At 37.2% G+C, this 26,436-nt stretch carries 10 protein-coding genes and 3 pseudogenes; 7 read left to right on the top strand and 6 right to left on the bottom strand.

Going from position 1 to position 26,436, the window contains the following annotated elements:
* The first annotated feature begins 535 nt into the window (after positions 1–535).
* The 6 genes and pseudogenes from B3P17_RS04980 to B3P17_RS04955 all read left to right on the top strand — a co-directional run bounded on the left by B3P17_RS04980 (position 536) and on the right by B3P17_RS04955 (position 13,647).
* Positions 536–3,679 (top strand): SusC/RagA family TonB-linked outer membrane protein, encoded by a 3,144-nt coding sequence (locus B3P17_RS04980; RefSeq protein WP_291104003.1) that lies wholly within the window; start codon positions 536–538, stop codon positions 3,677–3,679.
* 11 nt (positions 3,680–3,690) lie between these two features.
* Positions 3,691–5,629, top strand: a pseudogene (locus tag B3P17_RS04975) (RagB/SusD family nutrient uptake outer membrane protein).
* A gap of 43 nt (positions 5,630–5,672) precedes the next feature.
* Positions 5,673–8,511 (top strand): annotated as a pseudogene (locus B3P17_RS04970) (SusC/RagA family TonB-linked outer membrane protein).
* A 14-nt stretch (positions 8,512–8,525) separates the two neighbouring features.
* Positions 8,526–10,334, top strand: a complete 1,809-nt coding sequence (locus B3P17_RS04965; protein ID WP_291104000.1) for a RagB/SusD family nutrient uptake outer membrane protein — start codon at positions 8,526–8,528, stop codon at positions 10,332–10,334.
* Between the two features lie 35 nt (positions 10,335–10,369).
* Entirely contained in the window at positions 10,370–11,419 is a 1,050-nt protein-coding gene (locus B3P17_RS04960; protein WP_291103997.1) for a DUF5627 domain-containing protein, read from the top strand.
* Positions 11,420–11,439: 20 nt separating this feature from the next.
* Positions 11,440–13,647, top strand: a complete 2,208-nt coding sequence (locus B3P17_RS04955) for an endo-1,4-beta-xylanase (RefSeq protein WP_291104026.1) — start codon at positions 11,440–11,442, stop codon at positions 13,645–13,647.
* Positions 13,648–14,113: 466 nt separating this feature from the next.
* Here the strand turns inward: B3P17_RS04955 and B3P17_RS04950 are convergent.
* From B3P17_RS04950 to B3P17_RS04925, 6 genes and pseudogenes are all read right to left on the bottom strand, one after another.
* A pseudogene (locus B3P17_RS04950) lies at positions 14,114–15,864 on the bottom strand (sodium:solute symporter).
* Positions 15,865–15,879: 15 nt separating this feature from the next.
* A complete protein-coding gene (locus tag B3P17_RS04945; RefSeq protein WP_291103994.1) occupies positions 15,880–17,547 on the bottom strand; it encodes a ribulokinase in 1,668 nt (555 codons plus the stop codon).
* 148 nt (positions 17,548–17,695) lie between these two features.
* Positions 17,696–19,198 (bottom strand): L-arabinose isomerase, encoded by a 1,503-nt coding sequence (gene araA, locus B3P17_RS04940; RefSeq protein ID WP_135104269.1) that lies wholly within the window; start codon positions 19,196–19,198, stop codon positions 17,696–17,698.
* A gap of 14 nt (positions 19,199–19,212) precedes the next feature.
* The gene (locus B3P17_RS04935; protein ID WP_291103991.1) at positions 19,213–20,748 is read right to left on the bottom strand and encodes an alpha-N-arabinofuranosidase; all 1,536 of its coding nucleotides are present in this window, start codon (positions 20,746–20,748) and stop codon (positions 19,213–19,215) included.
* A gap of 29 nt (positions 20,749–20,777) precedes the next feature.
* Complete coding sequence (araD, locus tag B3P17_RS04930; RefSeq protein ID WP_291103988.1) at positions 20,778–21,461, bottom strand: L-ribulose-5-phosphate 4-epimerase; 684 nt, start codon at positions 21,459–21,461, stop codon at positions 20,778–20,780.
* A gap of 411 nt (positions 21,462–21,872) precedes the next feature.
* On the bottom strand, positions 21,873–22,895 hold the full coding sequence (locus B3P17_RS04925) for a LacI family DNA-binding transcriptional regulator (protein ID WP_135104272.1): 1,023 nt from the start codon (positions 22,893–22,895) through the stop codon (positions 21,873–21,875).
* An 861-nt stretch (positions 22,896–23,756) separates the two neighbouring features.
* Here B3P17_RS04925 and B3P17_RS04920 point away from each other — a divergent pair.
* The gene (locus B3P17_RS04920) at positions 23,757–26,408 is read left to right on the top strand and encodes a family 78 glycoside hydrolase catalytic domain (protein ID WP_409517023.1); all 2,652 of its coding nucleotides are present in this window, start codon (positions 23,757–23,759) and stop codon (positions 26,406–26,408) included.
* Positions 26,409–26,436: the final 28 nt, after the last annotated feature.

Here is a 26,436-nt window from a genome sequence, read left to right as displayed (position 1 = left end):
TATTTGCATATAAACTTTTTTCGGCGTAGTGGAGAAAGAACATACATTTTGGAGTCGATTATTCACTACGTCGATAGTTACCTGAAAAATTTAATACCATCTATCCAGGCATTTTACTGCAGCAAAGACTATTAGAAAAACAGAAAACGATAACCAAAACTGTGGAGATAAAAAATACTGCCTGAGATAATAATTGTAAATAATACACTTAAAATAACCTTAAATTGTAATACCATATGATAAAAAACTCTTTTGTGAAAAAATACCAATAAACTGAAGAAAATGTAGCTAGACAATACTCTCTGTTATGTTTTCTATGATCAATAATCTCCTAGACCTAAATGCTGATTTGACAAACTCTCGAAGAGAGTATGCAAATGTATTTTTTAATAATAGGCATTAACTTATTATTTAATTTTTAATCCATGAAAACTAATATTGATGACAGCTGACTTTTATAATCCTATTAGATTGATATTAAGAATCGATCATATTATGATAAATTAAAATTGTTAATCATATTAAACTAATAGTAATGAATAATAAAACAAAACGAGCTTGGAAAATTCCCTGCATAAGTTTACTCCTGCTATTTATTTGCTTTGCAGCATATGCGCAGAAAGGAACTGTTATTACGGGAAATGTCGTAGACAAAAATGATGAGCCTCTTACAGGAGTTAATATTACTTTAAAGGGCAATACATCAATAGGAACTGTAACAGATTTTGATGGGAATTTTTCATTAACTGTTCCAGCCGGAACAAAGATTATCGTAGCCACTTACGTAGGAATGACAACACAGGACATAAACATACAAGGCAAACAGAATGTAAGAGTGGTTATGTCCGAAAATGAAGAGATATTAAGTGAAGTAGTTGTGGTAGGTTATGGTCAACAGAAGAAGGCCAGTGTTGTAGGAGCAATCACACAAACTACAGGTAAAGTTTTAGAGCGTGCCGCTGGTATTTCTGATATTGGAGCTGCCCTTACCGGTAATTTGCCGGGTGTAATCACTACTCAGAGTACAGGGATGCCCGGAGAAGAAGAACCAAAGATTGTAATTCGAGGGGCAAGTTCATGGAACAATAGCGATCCTCTAGTATTAGTCGATGGTATCGAACGTCCGATGAGTTCCGTAGATATTAGTTCAGTAGAGAGCGTTTCTGTTCTGAAAGACGCTTCTGCTACAGCTGTTTATGGAGTTAAAGGTGCGAATGGTGTTATTTTGGTTACCACCAAAAGAGGTAGTGACGGAAGCGCAAAAATAGATGTTGGTTTCAACGCCACACTAAAAGCTCCGTCTAAATTACCTAACAAATTGGATTCTTATGATGCATTAATGGCTCGTAACACGGCTATCGAACATGAATTAGCTCTAACTCCTGATTCTTGGGCTTACATACGACCACAAGCATTCATCAACAATTATCGGAACCAAACTACTATAGAGCAACGAGAACGCTATCCGAATGTAGATTGGCAGGATGCTCTATTCAAGAAGACTGCAATGTCTTATAATGCAAATATAAATGTATCGGGAGGAACAAAAGTTGTAAAATACTTTGCTTCTGCCGACTTTGTGCATGAAGGCGACCTTTTCCGCGTTTATGATAATGGACGTAATTACAATGCCGGATATGGATACGACAGGCTAAATGTTCGTAGTAATCTGGATTTTCAAATTACAAAGACAACTTTGTTTAAGGTTAATCTAGCGGGTTCTAATGCTATCAAGAAAACACCTTGGGGACAAACCGATAACTCTACATGGGCTGTTGCTCAGCAATGGTCTGGAGCCTATAATATTGCACCGGATGTTTTCCTCCCCCAATATTCGGACGGCTCATGGGGATTCTATCCAAATATTTCGAATGTGAGTAACTCGGCTGCCGTTCTTTCTTTGGGAGGTACAATGCAGACAACAACAACTCGTATCAATACAGACTTTACTTTAGAGCAAGATTTGGGCTTTATAACAAAAGGATTGTCTGCTAGAGGAGTTGTTTCTTGGGATAATACTTTCGTTGAATTCGAAAGAGGAATCAATGATCAAAATAATTCGTCTCAGGGAAAATGGATAGATCCGGAAACAGGTCAAGTAACTTATCGACAAAATTTTGATGGTAATAATAAGTTCGACTGGATGCAAGGTGTTAACTGGGCTACATCAGGAGGATCTGTAAATAATGGAGCAACATTACGTAATTTATACTATCAGGCACAATTGAATTGGGCTCGTAAATATGATGCGCATAGCATAACAGCCATGGGAGTTTTCAGTCGTCAAGAAGAGGCGAGAGGTAGTGTAATGCCTATTTTCCGTGAAGACTGGGCTTTCCGTGCTACTTATGATTACGCAGACAAATACTTTATAGAATACAACGGTGCTTATAATGGCTCTGATAAATTCAGTAAAGAAAATCGTTTTGCATTCTTTAATTCCGGTGCAATAGGATGGATGTTAAGCAATGAGAATTTTATGAAAGGATTAAAATTCCTAGATATGCTTAAAATTAGAGGCTCATATGGAGAAATTGGAGATGATAATCTTGGAGGAGACAAATTCGACTCGGCCAGACGTTGGCTTTATATGACCCAATGGGCTTATGGTGGAGTTACAGCGATGGATTTAAATCATGGAAATAGTCCTTATACATGGTTCAGAAAATCAGCACTGGGAAATGAAAATGTGAAATGGGAAACCGTAAGAAAGATAAATGTAGGAGCAGACTACTCATTCTTGGATGGATTATTTATTGGTAGTGTAGATGTTTTTAGAGATGACCGTAGAGATATCTTGGTATGGGGAGATCAACGTTCTACTCCGTCGTATTTAGGAGCTATACCTCCTACAGCGAATATTGGTAGAGTTCGTACAAATGGTTATGAATTGGAATTACGTATAAATAAACGACTCTCTAATGATATGAGACTTTGGGGTAATTTCAACATGACACACTCTAAAAATAAAATATTAGAAAAAGATGACCAGGCGTTAAGACCTGCTTATCAGAAAGCTGCCGGATATAGCATTGGACAATATACATCTTACGTTGATGCAGGATATGTCAATACCTATGACCAGTTGTATGGAAGCACTCGACATGATACTAACGATTCGCAGAAGTTACCTGGCGATTATAATATAATAGACTTCAATGGAGATGGTGTTATTGATAATAAGGACTTGGTGCCTTACGGATATTCCGGTACTCCTCAAAATACATTCAATGCTACTATCGGTTTCGAATGGAAAGGATTTAGTGCTTTCGTTCAATTCTATGGTGTTACAAATGTAACCCGAGATGTATCATTAACAAGCTTCGGTAATAAACTAAACACTGTATACGATATAGGAACATGGTGGTCGAAAGATAATACATCTGCCGATGTTGTAGTGCCACGATGGTCTTCTAGTCCGAGCTATAATACCAGTACTCAGTTTTTATATGACGGATCATATATCCGTTTGAAGAATGCTGAGGTTGCCTATACATTTACTGATGGCTGGATTAAGAAATTAGGTGTGAAAAATATGAAAATATATCTCAATGGAAATAATCTCTGGTTGTGGACAAGAATGCCTGACGACCGTGAAGCAAATTTATCCGGTGCAGGTTATTTAGGCGCTTATCCTACTGTGAGACGTTACAATTTAGGTATTAAATTCTCATTATAAGATTAAAGATGATGAAAAATATATATAAAACTTTTCTAAAGAGTTGTATCCTGTTCTTAATATTAGGAACTAGTTTAGCTTCTTGTGAAGATTATTTGGATAAAGAACCTGATTCTACTATATCAGGAGATGATGCCTTTAAGAACTTCATGAATTTTCAGGGCTACATAGAAGAGATTTACAATTGCATACCTGACAAACAGAAGTGTAATTGGGCTCCTTCCTGGAATTGGGGTGACGATGAAATCTTCAACCCCGAGGCTGATAGTCGTATGACTCACCAAGTAGACCTTGGAAACTATCGCGCATGGAGAAGCGCAGGCGATTGGCTATATAACAGTAATAGTAGTTCTACAGCTACCGGAGACGGATCTCCTAAACGACATTCGTTATGGCCTCATGCATGGTATTGCATAAGTAAAGCAAATGAAGGATTGGCTAATCTGGACAAGCTAACAACAGCCACAGCTGAGGAGAAAAACCTGATTGCAGGGCAACTATATTTCTTTCGTGCATGGTGGCATTTTGAACTTATGACATTCTTTGGTGGGTTACCATATGTAGACCATGTATTAGATGCTACTGGAACATTGACTCTTCCTCGATTGAGTTATCAGGAATGTTCAGATAAAGTTGCTGCCGATTTTAGGCAAGCTGCCGATTTACTGCCTATCGACTGGGATAACACAACAGTAGGAAAAAATACAGTGGGCAAAAACCAATTGCGTATTAATAAAATAATGGCATTAGGTTATTTGGGTAAAAATTACCTTTGGGCAGGTAGTCCATTGATGAAAAATGGACCTAAAGTAGGCGGAAGTCAAACTTATGACTATGATGAGGCATACTGTAAAAAAGCTGCCGAAGCCTTTGGTGAACTACTAAATCTTGTAGAAGGTAATCAAACTCAATATGCATTAGCTCAGTTCAACTACAAAGATATTTATAATCATGAGAGAGCTGAAGGTTCTACATCTAGCTACTCGGATATTTTTTACACCACTCGTCAAAACTGGTTACAACCAGGATCTGTTGAAGCAATTTTCAGGGGACCATCTCCAGATTTCAATGCCAGTAACTGGAATACTGCGAAGGTATTTGGTCCTAAAGTTGCTGGTTTGGTTGCTCATGATAACGTGATTCACCAACCAACAGCAAACTATGTTAATATGTATGGTATGGATAATGGACTTCCTCTAAATGATCCGGCTTCAGGCTTCGATCCTAATTACCCATTCAAGAATAGAGATCCTCGCTTCTATCATGATATTGTATTTGATGGATTCAAGTATGTAAATAGTACTATGCCTGCGGATATGGAATATCTGCGTTATTGTAGTCTTTATACAGGAGGTGCAATGAGACCCGTAGCTAATGCTAGCCGTACAGGATATTTTATCCAAAAGCTGGTACCTCATACCTGCAACGAGTATGATAGAACATATGACTGGGGAGCAAACTATCACTGCTATTTGCCATATATGCGTTTATCTGATATTTATTTGATGTATGCTGAATCATGTGCTGCATTTGGTGGTGCTAGCGGTAAGTCTTCTAATTTCTCAAAAACAGCAGAAGGTGCGATCAACACAGTGAGAGATCGTGTAAAAGCAGGACATGTAGGCAGCTCTTATACAGCAAGTAAAAATAAATTTATAGACGAAATTCGNNCGTGCCGTAGAACTTTCATTTGAAGGATTCCGTTTCAATGATTTGCAACGTTGGTTATTACTAACTGAATATCCGTATACAGTAAAAACATCACAGGAATTTAAGCGTGTAGAAAACAATGACTTTTTCAAGAATAACGACCCAAAAGATGCAAGGGTATCAGAATTCAAAGAAGAAGTTATTCTTACACGAGTATTTGGTACCAAACATTATTGGTTTCCTCTTCCTGACAATGATGTATATCTTTATCCTGAATTCGGGCAAAATCCGGGCTGGTAAATCCAAATAGAGTAAATGAATGTGTAATTTAAACGAATAAAAGATGAAATATATACAATCAATATTCATTTTGTGTGCCATGTTTGTCTTCTGCCCATTTGCAACCAAAGCTCAAACATTAGACCAAAATGAGGCGGACTCACTCAAAAGTGATAAAGAATCGCTGGTACAGATTGCTTTTCGAAAAGTAGCTCAAAGCGACTTGTTGGGTGGTGTATCTGTTGTTAATGTAGAGGAACTGTCAAAAAAGAACTATAACACATATAGTTTAGATAATATGCAGCNNTATCGGCGGCTGGAATGGAAATTCGCTGTGGGGTATGGATGCCGACAATGCAGGATATTTAGTGCTGGTTGACGGAATTCCACGTGTGGCCAACAATGTTTTGCCTAGCGAAATTGATCAAATAACATTCCTGAAAGGAGCACAGGCTGTTGTTCTTTATGGTAGCCGCGCAGCAAAAGGTGTTATATATATAACGACCAAAAGAGGTAAGACCGAAGATCTTAGGATAAGCGTAAGAGCTAACACGGGTTTTCATATATCTAAAAGCTATCCTGAATATCTAGGATCTGCTGAATATATGACTCTTTATAATGAAGCTCTTCATAATGATGATCCCACTAGACTTCCTAAATATACTGAAAATGAGATTTATAATACCGCTTTGGGCTTAAATCCGTATCGTTATCCCAATGTAGATTTTTATTCTTCTGAGTTTTTGAAGAAAGTATCTAATCGTTCAGAAGTTACAGCAGAAATTACAGGCGGAAGTAAACGTGCTCATTTTTATAGTAATGTAGGTTATTATCATCAAGATGACTTGTTTAAGATCGGTGAAGCGAAGGATAATAGTATCAATCGTCTAAATGTGCGTGGTAATGTGGATGTTATGATTAGTAATGCTATTAGTGCATATATTAATGCGAATGCTACTTTTTATGATGCCAAAAGCGCAAAGGGTGATTATTGGAATGCTGCATCAACATTTCGTCCCAATCGTGTAGCTCCGTTAATCCCATTAGATATGATTGATAAAGATGCTTTGGCCGCATGGGATTTGGTAAATAATACTAATATAATTGATGGTAAATATATACTGGGAGGAAATAGCATTGATCCCCAAAATGTATTTGCCGATATCTATGCTGCAGGTAGTAGCAAATATACAAGCCGTTATTTTCAATTTGATACGGGAATTGATATTAATTTAGAAAGCTTTTTGAAAGGACTTTCTTTTCATACAAAGTTCGCCGTAGATTATGCTACAGGTTATACAACCTCTTTTGACAATACCTATTCGGTATATAACCCTAAATGGGCAAACTATAATGGAAAAGACGTTATTGCAGGTTTAGCCAAGGAAGGTAATGATAAAAAGTCAGGAGTTCAAAATGTTGACAAAAGTGCTGATACTCAAACAATGGTGTTTTCAGGGCAGTTTGACTATATAAATACTTTTGCAGATAATCATAACCTGTCGGCTATGTTAATAGCTTCGGGCTACCAGCAAACTTTATCGTCTGAATATCACAAAATTTCTAATGTAAACTTGGCATTACAAGTAGGCTATAATTATCAAAAGAAATATTATGCCGATTTTGGGGGAGCCGTAATACACTCAGCAAAGTTAGCCGAAGGGCAGCGTAATGCATTTTCTCCATCTCTTACATTAGGTTGGAGAATGAGCAATGAAAACTTCCTATCGGGATCTTCTATTATAGATGATTTAATGTTGAGTGTTTCAGGTAGTATCTTACATCAGGATATTGATATCGAAGATTATTATATGTACAAGTCAGCTTGGTCTCAAGCGTACGGTTGGAGTTGGTATGATGGTAGTTTAGAGAAATATACAATGTCTCTCCGTGGAAATAATGATGATCTTACATTTATTAAACGCAAAGAAATATCAGCGAATCTAAGAACTTCTTTGTGGAAGAAAATGATAACTGCAGATCTGTCATTCTTCATGAATTCTATGGAAGGACTTATTGTAAGTCCTAGCCCAAATTTCCCTAGTTACTTGTCTACAGCTTATCCAAAAGCTTCATTTGTTCCATATATGAATTATAATAACAATAAACGCACAGGATTTGACTTTAGTGTTAATTTGAATAAAAAAATTGAAGAGGTTAATTTTTCTCTAGGTGTATCGGGTACTTACTACGATACAAAAGCCACCAAGCGTAGCGAAATAGATGTCGAGGATTATCGAAAATCTCAAGGTAAACCTATAGATGCTATTATGGGGCTACAAAGTGCTGGTTTTTTTAAGGATAATGCTGATATTGCTAATTCTCCTGAACAACAATTGGGTGGTACATTAAAACCTGGAGATATTAAGTATGTAGATCAAAATGGAGATGGTGTTATCGATGAGAAGGATGTCATATATTTAGGCAAAGCTGGTTGGTATGGTGCGCCATTTACTTTGGGCATAAATATGACACTTAAATGGTCTGATTTCACATTCTTTGCTTTAGGAACAGGCAGCTTTGGCGCTAATGGTATGAAAAATAGTTCTTATTATTGGGTTTCTGGAGATGGTAAGTATTCCGCAGTCGTTCGCGACCGATGGACGGAAGAAACAAAAGAAACTGCAACTTACCCTCGTTTAACGACTACAAGTGGAAGTAATAATTTCCGTTCGTCTGACTTCTGGATCTATAAATCTAATCGTTTTGATTTGGCCAAAGTGCAAGTTACATACGACCTGCCGAAGCATATCTTGAAAAATAGTTTCATCCGCGAACTTTCGGCGTATGTAAGTGGCGCTAATCTGCTTACTATATCGAAGGAACGCAAACATATGGAAATGAATGTAGGTAGTTCTCCACAAACCAGATTTTATAATATAGGTATAAAAGCTGCATTTTAATAAATAACAACAGTATGAAAGCAATAAATAATATAACAAAATTTCTGGTCATTATCTTGCTCTTCTTAACATCTTGTGATGATCTGTTTTCTCCTGCTTTAGAGAACAATAGAGAGTTAGATGATATGTATAATGAACCGGGATATGCACAAGGGATATTAGGATACGCTTATTCCATGCTTCCCTATCAGACTAAATCTGAAACAGACATTGCGACAGATGATGCAGTGACTAACGATAAAGCTAGTAGCTATTTAAGCATGGCAACAGGATCGTGGACAGCTAGTAACGACCCGATGTCTAAGTGGCAGAACTGTAGAGCTGCTATTCAATATCTCAACATCTTTTTAGAAAATGCCGATAAAGTTGCATGGGCAAAAGATCCGAATGTACATATTATGTATTGCGATCGCCTTAAAGGCGAAGCGTATGGATTGCGTGCGTTGAATATGTACTATCTCTTGATGGCTCATGGAGGCTGGACTGAAGATGGAAAACTATTGGGAATACCCAATGTAACTACTGTAGATAATATGAGTACAGATTTCAATGTGCCAAGAGATACATTTCAGGCTTGTATAGATCAAATTTTTAGTGATGTAGAAAAAGCGACAGAATACTTACCTCTTGATTACAATGACATCAGTGATGCAAATATTCCTGCTAAATATAAAGCAATCGGTGTAACCAATGCCAGTGATTATAATCGGGTAAATGGTACTCATATACGAGGTCGCCTTACTGCTCGTATCGCAGAAGCTATTAGGGCACAGGCAGCTTTGTTTGCAGCAAGTCCTGCATATAACACGGGTACAACCGTAACATGGGCTAATGCTGCTGATAATGCAGCTATCGTACTAGATCGTATCAATGGTTTAGGCGGAATAGATCCAACAGGATGGACATGGTATATGAACAAAACTGAAATCAACTCATTGGGATCAGGAGCTGTTCCTAAAGAGATACTATGGAGAGGAGATAAAGATAATAGTACCGAAGATTATGCAATGGGACTTTCGCAAGAAAAGAGTAATTATCCGCCATCACTTTATGGTAGTGGACGTATAAATCCAACCCAAAATCTGGTGGATGCATTTCCTACGGCAAGTGGATATCCAATTTTAGATCCGGCCAGTGGATACTCTTCAAATGCTCCATATACTAACAGAGATCCACGTTTGACAGCATATGTATTGTATAACGAAACTACGTATGGTACAAATTCGAAGAAAATAATTACCGGAACATACGAAGCTGATAATAAAGACGCGTTAAATAATGAAAGTACATCTACACGTACCGGCTATTATTTGAAAAAACTATTGCGTGACGATTGTAATCCCGATCCGACATACAATACGGCACAATACCATTATCCCGTACGCATACGATTTACTGAAATATTCTTAGCTTATGCTGAGGCAGCAAATGAAGCTTGGGGACCTACTAATGGCAACGGACATTCATACAGTGCTTACGACGTAATCAAGGCTATCCGTGCCCGTGCAGGTGTAGGTATTAATGGAGGAGACCCTTATCTTGAAAGTATTAAAAACGATAAAGATAAAATGCGTGAACTGATACGTAATGAACGTCGTATTGAACTCTGTTTCGAAAACCGACGTTTTTGGGATTTGCGCCGTTGGAAAGCCAACCTGAATGAGGGTGCTAAAGGTATGCAAATAGATAAAGTAGGTGGAGCTTTGGTATATAAAGTAATTCCGGTAGAAGAAAGAAACTACAAAGATTATATGTATCATGGGCCTGTGCCTTATAGTGAAACTATAAAATGGAGCAACCTACAGCAGAATCAAGGCTGGTAAATGAATAATCAAAAAATATCTAAATATTGAAAAATATGAAACGATTCAAATTATTGCCTGTATTGTTTGCCGGAATTTTGATTGCATCAATGACATCATGCGAAAATCAAGGTGTTGAATTCCCAAACTATGAAGGCGGAACAACTGTTTATTTTGCCTATCAATATCCCGTGCGTACAATCGTATTGGGAGATGATACTTATGATACTACTTTAGATAATGAGCATCGTTGCGAAATATACGCAACAATGGGAGGTGTATATAAAAACCAAAAGAATATCAGCATAGATATTGCCGTCGATAATGGATTATGTGATAACTTATTCTTCGAAGACGGTAGTCCGGTTCAAGCCATGCCATCCAATTACTACACTTTAGGAGGTAGTAAGATTATTCTTGATAAGAAAATTCAAGGATCGGTAGGGGTTCAATTGCAAGATGCATTCTTTTCCGATCCCGACGCTTTGAAAAAAACGTATGTAATTCCATTGTTAATGACTAAAGTACAAAATGCAGACAGTATTTTGAGCGGTCGTCATTTGATACAGAACGCACCTCGTACCTATTCAGAAGCGTGGGATATTCAGCCTCAAGACTACGTATTGTATGCAGTGAAATTTATCAATCCGTGGCATGCAAAATATCTGCGCAGAGGAGTAGATCTTGTAACCGAGAATGGTGCAACTGCAACGAATGTACGTCGCAAGCCGTATGTGGAAAATGACGAACTTTGTAGTTTGACGACTGCAAGTTTAAAGGTGACTAAATTCCCGGTTAAAACTACTGTTTCTGATGGTTTAGGTGGTGTACAAACTCTTACATGTGATTTACTCCTAACTTTTAATGATAATAATGAGTGTACTATCTCTACTGATACGCAAGGCTATACCGCTAGTGGCTCAGGTAAATTTGTAAAAAACGGAGAGAAAAATAGTTGGGGTAATAAAGACCGTAATGCTATGTATTTGGAGTACAATATAAACTTCGGATCAAAGCAATATGTAACTAAAGATACTTTGGTGGTACAAACCCGAGGTATAGATGCTGAATGGTTTGTCCCAACTTATAAAACTAATCATTTTTAATTTTACTAAAGATGAGTATGATGAAGTATTATAATAAATTCTTGTTGATTATTGTCGCTGTGATGACAATGGTCTCTTGTGTCGATAATTTTGATAGCAACTTTAATGTTGATAAGCCGGCAGATCTCGAGAAATATGAATATCTAAATGAATATGATGTTCTGAAATCGTATGTAGATCGCAAGACTAATCCAAATTTCAAATTAGGATCGGGCATTACTGTTAGCGATTTTTTGAAGAGAGACATGGTTTATAGTCTTGCCTGTTCCAATTTCGATGAATTAACAGCGGGTAATGCGATGAAATATGGCTCGATTGTAAAAGACGATGGTTCAATGGATTTCTCTCAAGTAGTAAAATTTGTTGATGCTGCTAAAGGTGCAGGTCTTAGTATTTATGGACATACGATATTGTGGCACTCTCAACAAAATAATAAATATTTGAATAATTTGATTGCTGACAAGGAAATTGAAGTAGATCCTAACGATGCAAATAACTGCTTGCATATAAATACAACCGAAGCTAAGGCTAATACGTGGGATTGGCAAATTTATTACGAACCGGCAAGCCCATTAACGGTTGGTGTGACATATACATTAAGCATGAGAATCAAGGCATCTGCGGCGGCTACTGTTGACTTTTGGCCTACAGATGGTAGTAATGTTCTTTATGGTTTATCTCTTGCAGCAAGTAAAGATTGGAGTAATGTTACTCTTCAGTTTACACCAAGTCATGCGTTTAACAAACTTCAGTTCTGTTTTGGTAAATTTGGTGGCGATTTGTATTTTGACGATATTACTTTGACGGCTGCTAACTCTACGGATAATGTAATCAGTAATGGCACCTTTGACAGTAAAGACTTATCAAATTGGGGAAAACCAAGCTGGCATTCTTATTCTTTCAATATTGAGGCGCTTGCTGCAGGTCCATCTACTTGGTGGAAAAATCTTGTAAGCAATAGTAACTGCGAAGATGACGATGTATCTTCTTTCTATGCTACTGAAGTTTCTAATGGACCTAAAGCAGCTACTTTTAGTGCAGCCGGTACAGGTGCAGGAGGTACGGGACGGGCTATTGTTGTTCAATCAGGTGATAATGCTACTCAGGATTGGGACACCCAATTCTTTGTAAAAGTACCTCATGTATTTAAGGAGGGTGAAAAATATCGTTTCAGTATGAAGGTCAAGGCTAGTAGAAATGTTAGTATTGATTCTCAGGCGCATAAAGAGCCGGGCGGCTATTTGCATTATGCTATGGTGGGAAGTCCTGATGTAACTACAGAATGGCAGGAATATACTAATTCAGGTTCTATCAATTCATCACAAGAAGGAATGAGTACTATAGCTTTTAATCTTGCAAAAAATAAGCTGGCAACTACATTCTATTTTGATGACATTGTGTTTGAAATAGAAGAGTCTGGCAATACCATTCCTTTGACTCCGGAAGAAAAGAAAGAAGTTTTGACCAATGCGATGGAAAATTGGGTAAAAGGTATGATGGAAGCTTGTGGCGGATATGTGAAAGCATGGGATGTAGTGAATGAGCCTCTGGCCGGTGCTGATAAAGATGGCGATGGTTGGTATGATTTACAATCTGTAAATAACGTATCGGCAGAAGACGCTAAGAATAATTTCTATTGGCAAGATTACTTGGGTGATGACTATGTGCGTACAGCTATCCAACTTACCCGCAAATATGGACCTGAAGATATGAAGTTGTTCATCAACGACTACAATCTGGAATCAGACTGGGATGATAACATGAAACTGAAGAGCTTGATAAATTGGATTGAACGTTGGGAGAAAGACGGAACTAAGATTGATGGTATCGGTACTCAAATGCATGTCTCTTATTATCTAAACTCTGCAACACAAAAGAGCAAAGAAGACCATGTCGTGAAGATGTTTGAACTATTAAAAGCTTCAGGAAAACTCATAAAAATATCTGAATTGGATATGGGTATAGTAGATGAGAATGGTAATGAAATTAAGACAGCATACCTTACTTTCGAGCAACAGTTATTGATGTCTGAGTATTATAAGTTTATTGTGAAAAAATATTTTGAAATCATTCCTGTGAGTCAACAATATGGAATTACTCATTGGAGTCCGACAGACAGCCCTGATGGCAGTGGTTGGAGAAAAGGACAGCCTATTGGGCTATGGAGCTTGAACTATAACCGTAAGCCTGCTTATGCCGGATTTGCAGAAGGTTTGAGTGGTAAATAATAATCTAATGTTTTTAATGATATGAGATAATATCACATAGGCTTTTAGGTGATTCGTACTTTTTTGGAGGAGACAGCGAAATCTTTGTATAAAGGTTTCGCTGTTTCTCTTTCCTATCAAATGATCTTAGAAGTTTCATTTATAGGCAGAGCAGATGTGTCCATATCTTTTCACAATATTGCGATAGATATAGAGGGATAGGAGATGAGGTATCTTTTGTATCTTTATTAGGTTAAATAAGATTAGTTCTCTTGTGTATAAAAAACTGCTTTTAGCTTTTTATAAAAGCTTTCTTTTAAAGTTCTTATATTTAATTTTTTATGATTGTTCTCTTTATCTGTTTATAAATATAATTAAAGAAAGTTGCATAAACACAGAAGAGGCTGTCCAATAAGACAGCCTCTTGCTTTATTCCTTTATAAAAGTATTCTATTGTTAAAATATTATATATAAGTATGTTATTGTTTTACCAAAAGTATATGTAAAATGCGACACAAAGAATTACAACTCCCAGTGATGCGATAACATCCCATTTATTCCAACTCTTACTAATAAGTTTCTTGTAATCGCTAGAGAAAGTGATAGCATCTATCTGTTGGGCTGTTGGCTTCGGTGTGAAAAACGATACAACGACCATCAGCAACATAATGAATACTAATAACCATATTTCAAAAATGAGCCAGTTCGTTTGCCAGAACCAACTTGTGTATTCCCAATACCAGCCGGTCATTGCGTCCTTACCGGTGTTGGTAAATATATTGGTTAATAAGCGTACCATCCCAATCGCGAATCCCACTATCATTCCAGCTTCTCCAGCCTTAGGTGTAATTCTTTTAGAAAAGATACCAAGAGCAAATACGGCTACCATAGCAGGAGCGAGTAATGATTGAATACCTTGCAGATAGTCGTAAAGACTACCAAGGCTCATCATAACAGGTATCCAAACAATACCAAGGATCACGACTACAATTGTCGCAATACGACCTACCAAAACATAAGTGGATTCACTCTTATTTTTGAACATAGGTTTATAGAAGTCTTCCGTAAACAATGTTGCGCAAGAATTGAAGAATGCAGCCAAAGAAGCAATTAAAGCAGATATAAAACCTATGGTAACAATTCCTTTCACACCCGCAGGCAATACAAATTTAACCATTGAACCGAACGCAGTGTCCGGATCATCCAATGTAAATCCGCTATCGGGACGTGCAGCCAATGCCGCTGCTACCATGCCCGGTATTAGGAACATAAATACAGGTAACAATTTGAAATAACCAGCAGCAATAGTACCTCTACGCGCACGTTTCATCACTACATCGTTGTCTTCACCCTTGCGTTGTCCAAGTACACGTTGAACGATATGCTGGTCGGTGCACCAATACCAGAAACCTATTATTGAAGCTCCGATAAATACCCAAAAGCCGGGGTAATCATCATATAACGGATCACCGGTATTGAAGTGAAACATATGGTTTGTACCGTATGCAACACCATCTTCTCCTACATTCAATGTTTTTGCGTAGTCGATCATCGCTGTCCAACCTTCAGGAATACTACCTCCTCCAAGAGCAGGNNAGATAATCCTAGGAAAAGCACAAGGAATGAACCTATAATAAGTATCGGTGTTTGGATTGCAGATAGAGTCATAACTCCTTTCATACCACCGAGAACAGTAAAAATACCTGTTAGTACTATCAAGCCGATTGCTCCATACCAGAAAGGTAGACCTAGAAGGCTTTCCATAAAGATACCTCCTGTAAATGCGGTTACACTCACTTTGGTAAGTACATAGGCTATAAGAGTGATGATAGACAACCAAGAACCCGTAGCAGGTGTATAGCGGTATTTTAGGAAGTCGGGCATTGTGATAATTTTGCCCATCTTGTTATTCATAAGTTGATAGAATGGTACGAATAACCAACCTAAAATAAGTATCATCCAGCCTTGCATTTCCCAGTGAGCCATACCCACTCCGGCTTTAGCTCCTGTTCCGGCAAGTCCTACAAGGTGCTCCGAACCGATGTTTGCTGCAAAGATAGCAGCACCGATTATGTACCATGGTTCGCCTTTTCCGAACAAATAGTCTTCGCTACTGGCACCTTGTTGCAGGCGTTTGTCTTTTTGGATCGAACGCCAGACAGCCCATGTTACTGCCAATATCCCAACTGCAATAATCACCCAGTCGAGCCAAATAAATTCGTGTGAATTCCAGTTCATAGTATGATATTATGTTTAAGAGAATAATTCTGTTTCAGTAAATTTTCCTAACTTTTGATATTTTGCATATATCTGCATATATACTTCATGTTTCGCCATATTAGGTTTGTATTCGTGAGCAAAGCCTTGTCCCATCGCTTTCTGAGCAGCTTTAATGTCAGGGTGAACTCCAGCTGCAACAGAAGCAAACATTGCTGCACCAAATGCGCAAGCTTGTTCTGATTTAGCAACTTTTATAGGCATTGCCAATACGTCTGCCAATGTTTGCATAACCAATGGTGATTTCAGAGAGATACCCCCTATGCCAATTACGCTATTGATTTCAATTCCGTTTTCGAGAAAGCGATCAACAATTGCTTTCGATCCAAAAGCAGTAGCCTCTACCAATGCTTTGAAAATTAGAGGGGCAGAACTTGCCAGGTTTAATCCTGTGATTGTTCCTTTTACCATTTGATTGGCATCAGGAGTACGACGCCCGTTCATCCAATCGATTGCTAAAATAGAACTTTCTGATACTGGAATTTTTTCCGCTTCTTTGGATAGGGTAGGGATTATCTTGTCAAGAGTTTCGTCTATTAGTTTTTGCTTTGTTTCCTGATCTATTAGTGCCGACTCTTTTAGTATATTCTCCAAAGGCCAAGCCAATACAGATTTGAACCAGGCATAAATATCACCAAAACCTGACTGTCCGGCTTCAAGACCTACCATTCCCGGAATAACAGATCCATCTACTTGTCCGCAGATACCAGGAATTAGTTTTCCGTGCATATCTTCATAAGGAGCAATCATAATATCGCAAGTAGAGGTTCCGATAACACGAACAAATGCCTTCGGTTCTATTTCGGCACCTACTGCTCCCATATGACAGTCAAACGCTCCTACACCAACAGCTACATTTGTTGTTAATCCAAGCCTGCCAGCCCATTCTTCTGTTAGGTTTCCTACTTTAACTTCACTGGTGTATGTATCGTGAAATAGTCTTTCTCTATACCCTTTCAGTTCGGGTGCTATTTCTACAAGAAAATCTTCTGTTGGCAAGCCGTCCCATTCTTTCAGCCACATGGCTTTGTGTCCTGCAGCACAACGTCCTCTTATTATATCTGATGGCTTTGTTGTGCCTGTAATTAGAGCAGGCATCCAATCACAATGCTCTATCCAACTGTAAGCTTCTCCGGCTACAGCTTTATCTTCTTTCAGAACATGTGCCACTTTTGCCCAAACCCACTCACTAGAGTATATACCACCTACATAGGCAGTATAGTCGATAGGCCAGCGTTTGGCTACTTCATTTATTTTAGCTGCTTCTTTGATCGCTGTATGATCTTTCCAAAGGACAAACATTGCATTTGGATTTTCTGCAAAATCAGGTCGTAATGCTAACACCTGTCCGTCTTTATCAATCAGGGCAGGAGTAGAGCCTGTAGTATCAAATGACATGCCTACTACTTGCTCTGCTGTACCTGCCGGAGACTTACTCAGAGCCTCCTTTACGGATTCTTCTAAAGCTTCTATATAATCGAGAGGGTGTTGTCTGTATTGGTTTTTTTGAGGATCACAGTATTTCCCCTGTATCCATCTTTTATAATATTTGACTGATGATGCAATTTCCTTTCCAGTTTCAGCTTCTATGATTACTGCTCGGCAAGAATCTGAGCCGTAATCAAGTCCTATTGTATATTTCATATATTTTATTTTTCATAAATAGTATGAAATTCACATTCCATTATAGTTGACAACTATAGTATATGTTCCTTTCATAAGGTAGTTAACTTTTTAATAATAAAATAAGTATAGGGAATATCACTACTCCCCATACTTGAAACAATCTAACTCAGCTTAACGCTGTATTTAATAAGTAGTATACTTCATTTACTTTCAACTCAAACTTAAAGTTATTTATGGTTGTATTCTTGTCTATAGTTACCAGTTCTATACCAGCTATATCAGCATAGTCTTCCAGCATTTCGGTAGTGACAGAATAAGAGAAGCTTGAGTGATGAGTACCACCTGCCAATATCCATGCAGCGGCACCAATTTCAAGGTTCGGCATTGGTTTCCACAATGCACATGCTACAGGCAATTTAGGTAGTGGCTTCGGTTCTTCTACTACTACTTCATTTACAATCATACGGAAGCGATTACCCATGTCTACAATTGTAGCTGCAACACCTTCACCCTTGTGTGCTTGAAATACGAGGCGCGAACAAGTGCGAGCATCGCCAATACCAAGGAAATGAACTTCGATGCGAGGTTTTGTTCCGGTTATATCCGGATTGATTTCCAACATGTGCGATTGCAGAATGGTACTGTTCTCTCCATCGAAATTGAGCGTATAGTCTTCAAGGAACGATTGACCACCGGGCAGCCCTTTTCCCATTACCCACATTGTACGGACAAGGGCAGCCGTTTTCCAGTCGCCTTCGGCTCCGAATCCGTAGCCTTCCGCCATGAGGCGTTGAGATGCAAATCCCATCAATTGTTTCATGCCTTCAAGTTCATTAAAGCTGGTCGTGAATCCCTTCGCTCCCTTTTCTTGAAGAAAACGACGAAGCCCTATTTCCTGAGCTGCTGCATCACGTACAAATTGATGTTTTTCTCCTCCTTTTTTGCAATCAGCAGCAAAGTCATATACTTTTTCGTATTCAGTAATTAATGCATCTATTTCAGTTTCTTTTACGGCTTCTATATACGGAACTAATGTTGCGATAGGAGCATTGTCTACATGATAACCCAAACGCATTTCGGCTTCTACCTTATCTCCATCTGTTACAGCGACGTTATTCATATTGTCTCCGAAACGAATGATAAGCATATCCTGAGCATCTGCCCATCCTGCACATACACGCATCCAAGAAGCTAGCTTAGCCTGTACTTTTTCATCAGACCAATGTCCGACAATTACTTTTCTGTTTTTGCGCATACGGCTTACCATATGCCCAAATTCACGGTCGCCATGTGCTGACTGATTTAGATTCATGAAATCCATATCGATTTCATTCCACGGAATTTCTTTGTTGAATTGAGTGTGAAAATGTAGCAGAGGTTTCTTGTAGTTTTTTAATCCCTGTATCCACATTTTTGCAGGAGAAAATGTGTGCATCCATGTTATTACTCCAATACATTTATTGTCAGAATTGGCATCAGAAAAAGCCTTTGCTATTTCTTTAGATGAATTGACCGTTCCTTTATAAACAACTTTGATAGGTAGTTTGCCTGAGTCGTTCAAACTTTTTACCATTTGAGTAGAGTGTGAATCCACAGCAACAACAGCATCGCCTCCATATAATAATTGCGCTCCTGTAACAAACCAAATTTCTAAATCTTTAAAATCCATGATGTTATTTATTGTTAATTAAGTTCCAACATTACAACCGATTTGGATGGTAATGTTATCGATATTTTGTCTTTTGATAATTGCGCTCCTTTAAATGCTTTCACAGAAACAACATCGGGAGTGTCGAAGGAATTGTAGTCATTTATTTTGCCTGATGTCAATACTTGTCCCGAAACGTTTTTAACTTCTATTCCCCGCAAATCAGCATCTATACTTTGTTCTTTGTTGGGGTCTATATTTACCAATGTAATATGAACTTTTCCTGAAGCGTCTTTTGATGCTGATACACTGATGACATCAATTTTTTTTCCATTCAGCTCGTATTTAGCAGAAGATAGTGAAATAGGAAGCAAAGTTGCATCTTGATGAACTTTATAAAGATAATAGACCCAATAAGTCGGAGTCAATAACATCTTTTCCTTGTCGGTTAATATTACAGCTTGTAATACATTTATTGTTTGTGCTATGTTAGTCATTTTTACCCGATCGCAATAGCTATTGAATATATTCAAATTGATAGCAGCAATAATCGCGTCGCGCATAGTGTTTTGTTGGTAGAGAAATCCGGGATTGGTTCCAGATTCTACGTTATACCAAGTACCCCACTCGTCGGGGATAAGGGCGACTCTTTTTTGCGGATCGTATCGGTCCATAATGTTTGAATGTCTTTTTAACAAATCATTCATTTTTAGTGTTTTTTCTATAGTCACATAGTATTCCGCTTCGTCGAATTGTGTAGCGGAACCTTTGTCTTCCCAACTCTTAGGAATTGTATAATGGTGCAAAGACAATCCCTGCATTTGACGTGCTGCATTTTTCATCAAAGTCTCTGTCCAATTATAGTCGTCTGAATTAGCGCCTCCGGCAATAAGATAGAGTTTGTTGTCGCCATAGTTTCGGCAATAAGTGGAATAACGTTTGTACTGATCTGCATAAAATTCGGCAGTCATATTACCTCCGCAGCCCCAGTTTTCGTTTCCAACTCCCCAGAAAGATACTTTCCAAGGTTTCTCACGACCATTTTGACGACGCAGGTTTGCCATTGGGCTTTCTCCATCGAAAGTAATATATTCTACCCATTTAGACATTTCTTCCACTGTGCCGCTCCCTACATTTCCACAGATGTAGGGCTCACAGTTCAACTGTTCGCATAGATCGAGAAATTCGTGCGTGCCAAAACTGTTATCTTCGACAACTCCTCCCCAATGAGTATTTACCATTTTAGGACGTTTGTCGCGAGGGCCAACCCCATCCATCCAATGATATTCGTCGGCAAAACAGCCTCCGGGCCAACGCAAATTAGGAATTTTGATATCGCGTAAAGCTTTTACTACATCGTTGCGGATACCACGTGTGTTGGGAATGGGGGAATCCTCACCTACCCAATAGCCTCCGTAAATACAATGTCCGAGATGTTCAGAAAAATGTCCATAAACATGTTTGCTGATAACATCTTTCCCCTGATCTGCATTAATAACCAATTTATTTTGGGCTACTGAAATAACAGCGACACCGCTTAGAAATAGTATGGAAAGAATAACTTTTTTCATGGTATAATATTTAAACGTGTGTAACTTTTTTATTGTCCGTAATATGCATCAGGACCATGTTTTCTGAAAAAGTGTTTTTTAATAAGCTCATCATTCATCTTTAGTTGCGGGTTGATGCTATATGCCAAATAAGCCATTTTTGCGACTTGTTCGAGTACTACAGCATTATTAACAGCATTATGCGCATCTTTTCCCCACGAGAAAGGACCATGATTATTGACAAGAACTCCTGGTGTATAATCCGGATTTAGGGCTGCAAAACGCTCGATTATTACATTGCCTGTTTCGAGTTCATACTTGCCTTCAATCTCTTCTTTTGTCATTTGTCTTGTACAAGGTATCTCATCTTTAAAGTAATCGGCATGAGTAGTGCCGATATTAGGTATATCACGGCCTGCCTGAGCCCAAGATGTGGCGTAAGTAGAATGAGTATGTACAATTCCCCCTATATTTGGAAAGGCTTTATATAAAGCTATATGAGTTGCAGTATCGGATGAGGGTTTTAATTGTCCCTCTACAATTTTTCCATCTAAATCGAGTACAACCATATCTTCAACTTTCATCTTTTCATATGATACTCCTGACGGTTTGATTATTACCAGATTTTTTTCTCTATCGATAGCACTAACATTTCCCCATGTGAATATGACTAATCCATGTTTTACCAGATCCAGATTAGCATCGAATACCTCTTTTTTTAATGATTCTAGCATGATATTATATATGGTTTAAAAGCTTATTTAAAGCATAAGTGTTCACTGTACACTTATGAGTACAATGTTAATAATAAGTGTAAAAATATACACTTATTTTCGATATGTTTTAAAACATATATTAAGAGTTCTTATGTCTAATTTGATCTGTTTTCAAAAAAGATGGAAAATAAAACTTCGAATCTTTATTTTATATCTTTCGAAATGAATGCAGACAAGGAGAATATTGTAGTATATCCTGTTGTTTTGGGTTTTATTATTTAAGTAGTTTGTGTTTAAGGAAGGGTCTTGTTCGGAGTTCAAGATTCAATTTTTTAGTTGATATAGGTTAAAACAAGACTATAATAGGAGTCTATAGAAATAGATGTTATTTGAATTGCTTAAAATCCTATTTATATTTATGTTGTACTCTTAATTATTTAAATAAAGAGTACATGGTAAAATAACTTTATATTGTCCTTTTTCTCCAGCTTGTTTGCTTTTTTCCTGAATCTCTCCTAGTAAAATATCTACAGCATTTTTACCTATATCTGCAACGGGCATTTTTGCAATGTTAATTTTTGGTGCTAAAATTTTGAATAAAGATACACCATGTATGCATGCCAGTTGAAATTGTCGATTAAAGTCGATTCCTTTGTTATCAAAATAAAGGAAGGCCTCTACTGCTAGAATATGTGTGGTGAAAAAGAAACCATCTACATCAGGTACTTTTTCAAATATATTATCTAATACTTTTACAATTTTATTATCATAATCTTCATATTCTATATTTCCCACAAGTGCTGGATTAAATTTGATACCGGAATCTGACAATGCTTGTTTATAACCCTCATTTCTTTCACCCATTGTAGTAAGATGAGAGTTTGTGGTAATAAGTGCAATGTTTTTGCACCCCATACCTATGAGATGCTTTGTTAATTTGTAGCTACTTTCCTTGTTGTCGATAATGATATAACTTGTTTGCAGTTCAGGAAAATAACGGTCGAATGTTACTAAAGGAAATTTTTCAGATATAAGCCGCTCTATTTCAACTTTCGATCGCTTAGTTGGTGCTATAATTATTCCATCTACTCCCTTCGATTTGAACATTTGTATAACAAGGTCTTCTTTGTTGAAGTCCGATTCGGAACTTGCTATCATCAGAGAATATCCATGCATGTTGGCTTGATTTTCTATTTCTCTGGCTATTGAGGAATAAAAATAATCGGATATGGAAGGCAGAATAAGCCCAATGGTTTTGGTCTGCCCAATATTCAGACTTCGAGCTATTAAATTTGGCTGATAGTTCAATTCTTTTGCACAATTCAGTACAATCTCTTGTGTATTTTTACTTATACCTTTTTTCTCTGCTTGTCCGTTCAGTACCCATGACACCGTGGTTTTAGACAAGTTTAATTTTTCTGCAATATCTTTAAGTGAAACCCTTGTTTTCATATATAATACACAAATTCGTAATTTTCTATATTTAACGGTTAAATATTTAACTTATCTGAATGATATATAAGTATATTAGATATTTATATGTGGAATAGTAGGTTTAGTATTATTGCTAACTACATCTATATTATCTTAACTCTGATTAGGTTCGAATATCTATAGATAATTGTTTTAGTATTATTTCGCTTCATCTATACATATAAATACCTATTTATGTCTCTAAAAGTATATATAAGGATACCAATTCCTTTTTATCATTCAAATATAATATACTATTTATATTTCTACAAATGTATATTATTTTACTTTCTCGTTAAAATAATAATACTTTATTTTTATCTTATATAAGAATCCTCACTCTTGTTTCTTTCCTAATCGAATGTATATTAGATTCTATTTTATAANNATTTGTTTGTTATTTTAATGTCCCTATTCTAAATGTTCCATTTTTTAACAATGGTTAATTATGAAAGATATTTGAACTTTTTATTGTGGTTTTTAAAATAAGAATTAAATTTGTATTGTTTAACCGTTTAAGTTGTGTTTAGGTGTCTTTAAATGAGGTTTTGTTATATATCTGGATCAATTTAAATAACAAATCCCATTTCTTAGGATAGAGGCGGAAGCATGATTATAATGAAAAAAACGATATTTAAATAAAACCTTATTGGATTAATCAATACAGAATAACCAATTAATATACATGAAAATATAATGAAACCATAATTTTATACGTATGTAACAGTTTGTTAATATGTAGTTTCTACTTTTGCAAACAGCTTTGTCGAAGGCTTCTTCTATTTTTTTTGAATTTTTTACTAAACCGTTAAAGTTATTCGTGATAAAATAATAATAACCATGCATAAATCTAGATTAACCATAACCATTTTATTATTGACAAGTCTCTTTATTACTCTAGCACAATCATGTGAAACAAAGAAAGTCAAGATTAACAACTTAAGATGTGAGTATATGCACAATCCTATTGGAATTGATGCTGTTTCTCCTCGATTTACATGGAATTATGAAGCAATTTCAGGACATGACTTTAAACAAGGCAGCGTTCAACTTCTACTTTCAAGGAATAAGGAAGCTCTTTCAGAAAAGACCTCTAATGATATATGGCGTTCGGGAATAATCTCTACCAACGAAATGTTCATTACTCCTGATTCCAGTTGTGTGCTTGAACCGTACACTATATATTATTGGCAAGTTATGGTATGGGACAATAATAAAAAGCAGAAGATTGTATCACCTGTCAGTCATTTCGAAACAGCTTTCATGCAACCTTCAGCCTGGCAAGCAAAATGGATATCAGACAATGAGGCTATGGACAGCCCTATTGCACCCATGCTACGTAAATCTTTTGAAATAAATAGTAGTAAACAAATAGCGAAGGCTAGGTTATATATTAGCGCCGCCGGATATTATGACGTTTCTATTAATGGGAGGCCTGTTGATTCTTCCGCCTTTTTGGCTCCGGGCTACACTCATTATGATAAACGGAATTTGTATAACATCTATGATGTAACGTCATTGGTACAATCCGGTAAAAATGTCATAACATCTATCTTAGGAAATGGATTTTACAATGCATTTGCACCTGTAGCAACGTGGAGCTTCGAAAAAGCCCGTTGGCGCAATCGTGCTTCTATGATCAGCGAATTGCATATCACTTATAAAGATAATACAAAGGATATTATAATATCAGACTCCACATGGAAAGTTTCTTCGTCGAGCCCTTATGTGCAAAACAATATTTACAGTGGGGATACTTACGATGCGAATAAAGAAATTGACGGATGGGATAAACCTGCCTTTGACGACTCTATGTGGACTAATGCAAGAATAATGAATGCTCCGTCTGATCGTTTGGTTGCAGAAACAGAACCCGTAATAAGGAAAATAAAAAATATAAACCCGATATCACTAAAGTCTTTTGGCGATACTGTTTTTGTCTATGATTTTGGTGTGAATATGACAGGTGGATGTGAACTAAAAATAAAGGGAGAGAAAAATACAAGAGTAGAGATACAATATGGTGAATTACTGAAGCCAAATGGGCGATTAGAGATGCGAAATCTCGACATCTATTATAAGCCTCTTCCGGGGTTGGCTTTTCAAACAGATGTACTTATCCTTGATGGTAAGGAGTGTGTCTTTACACCTAGATTTTCATACAAAGGATTCCAATATGTAGAACTCTGTTCAAATCGTCCGATAAAACTTGATGAAACAAATGTAACAGCACTTAACTTTCATTCCGACTTGAAAGAAGTAGGTCATTTCAGCTGTTCTAATGACCTGCTGAATCAGATATGGAAGGCTGCAAATCGTTCATATTTATCGAATGTGATGAGTATACCTACCGATTGTCCTCAACGCGAAAAAAATGGATGGACTGCGGATGCCCATATTACAATGGATTTGGGATTACTAAATTTCGATGGTATCCGATTCTATGAAAAATGGATCGAAGATATGATTGATAACCAGAATTCAGAAGGTCGTATTTCAGGAATTATACCAAGCTCGGGTTGGGGATATGATGACTGGATTGGTCCTGTATGGGATGCTGCGATGTTTATTGTACCAATGGCTCTGTACGACTATTACGGAGACAAACAAAGCATAAGCAGAATATATAGCACATGCGAGAGATATCTTACATATTTGGCAACGCGAGAAGATATTGACGGCTGTGTGACCTATGGTATAGGAGACTGGGTGCCTTACAAAACTCAAACGCCTACCGAATATACTACTTCGTGCTATTATTATCTGGATAATCTTTATATGGCTAAATTTTCGGAAATACTAGGCTACGATGGATCGGTTTATAAATCAAAAGCAAAAAGACTTAAGGATTTGATTAATAATAAATACCTTGACTCCCGAAAAAATATATATGCTAACGGCTCGCAAACATCATTGGCTATAGCTCTTTATTTAGGAATTGTTCCTGATGGAATGGAACAAAAGGTCGCCGACAATTTATATCAGACGGTAAAGGGAAATAACGGATACCTGGATTTCGGAGTATTGGGAAGTAAGACAGTACTCAGAATGCTATCGAAATATGGCTATGCAGATATGGCTTATCAGATGGCTTCAAAAGAAGATGAGCCTTCGTGGGGTGCATGGATAAAGAAAGGTTTTAATACAATGCCCGAAACATGGACTTTGTCTCCCGAATTCAGAGATGCATCTATCAATCACATGTTTTTGGGCGATATCAATGCATGGATGTATAATGTATTAGCCGGCATAAACTTTGATCCTAATAATCCCGGATTCAAACATATTCTTATACAACCTCATTTTGTAGAAGGTCTGGATTGGGTGAAAGGAGAGTACAACTCCGTAAAAGGATTTATACGATCTGAATGGAAGCGGGTAGGAGGTAGCATTCAATTAGAAGTAGAAATCCCCATCAATACAACTGCTACTGTTCTAGTAGGAGATAAGACGATTTTTATTGAAGGAGGAAAGCATAAATTCAACTTTTAAATACAACCTAAAATAAATCAATGAAAGG

It is taken from the genome of Dysgonomonas sp. UBA7630 (genome assembly GCF_002483985.1).
Classification (GTDB): Bacteria; Bacteroidota; Bacteroidia; order Bacteroidales; family Dysgonomonadaceae; genus Dysgonomonas.
This window is presented reverse-complemented; position numbering and strand designations above follow the sequence as displayed.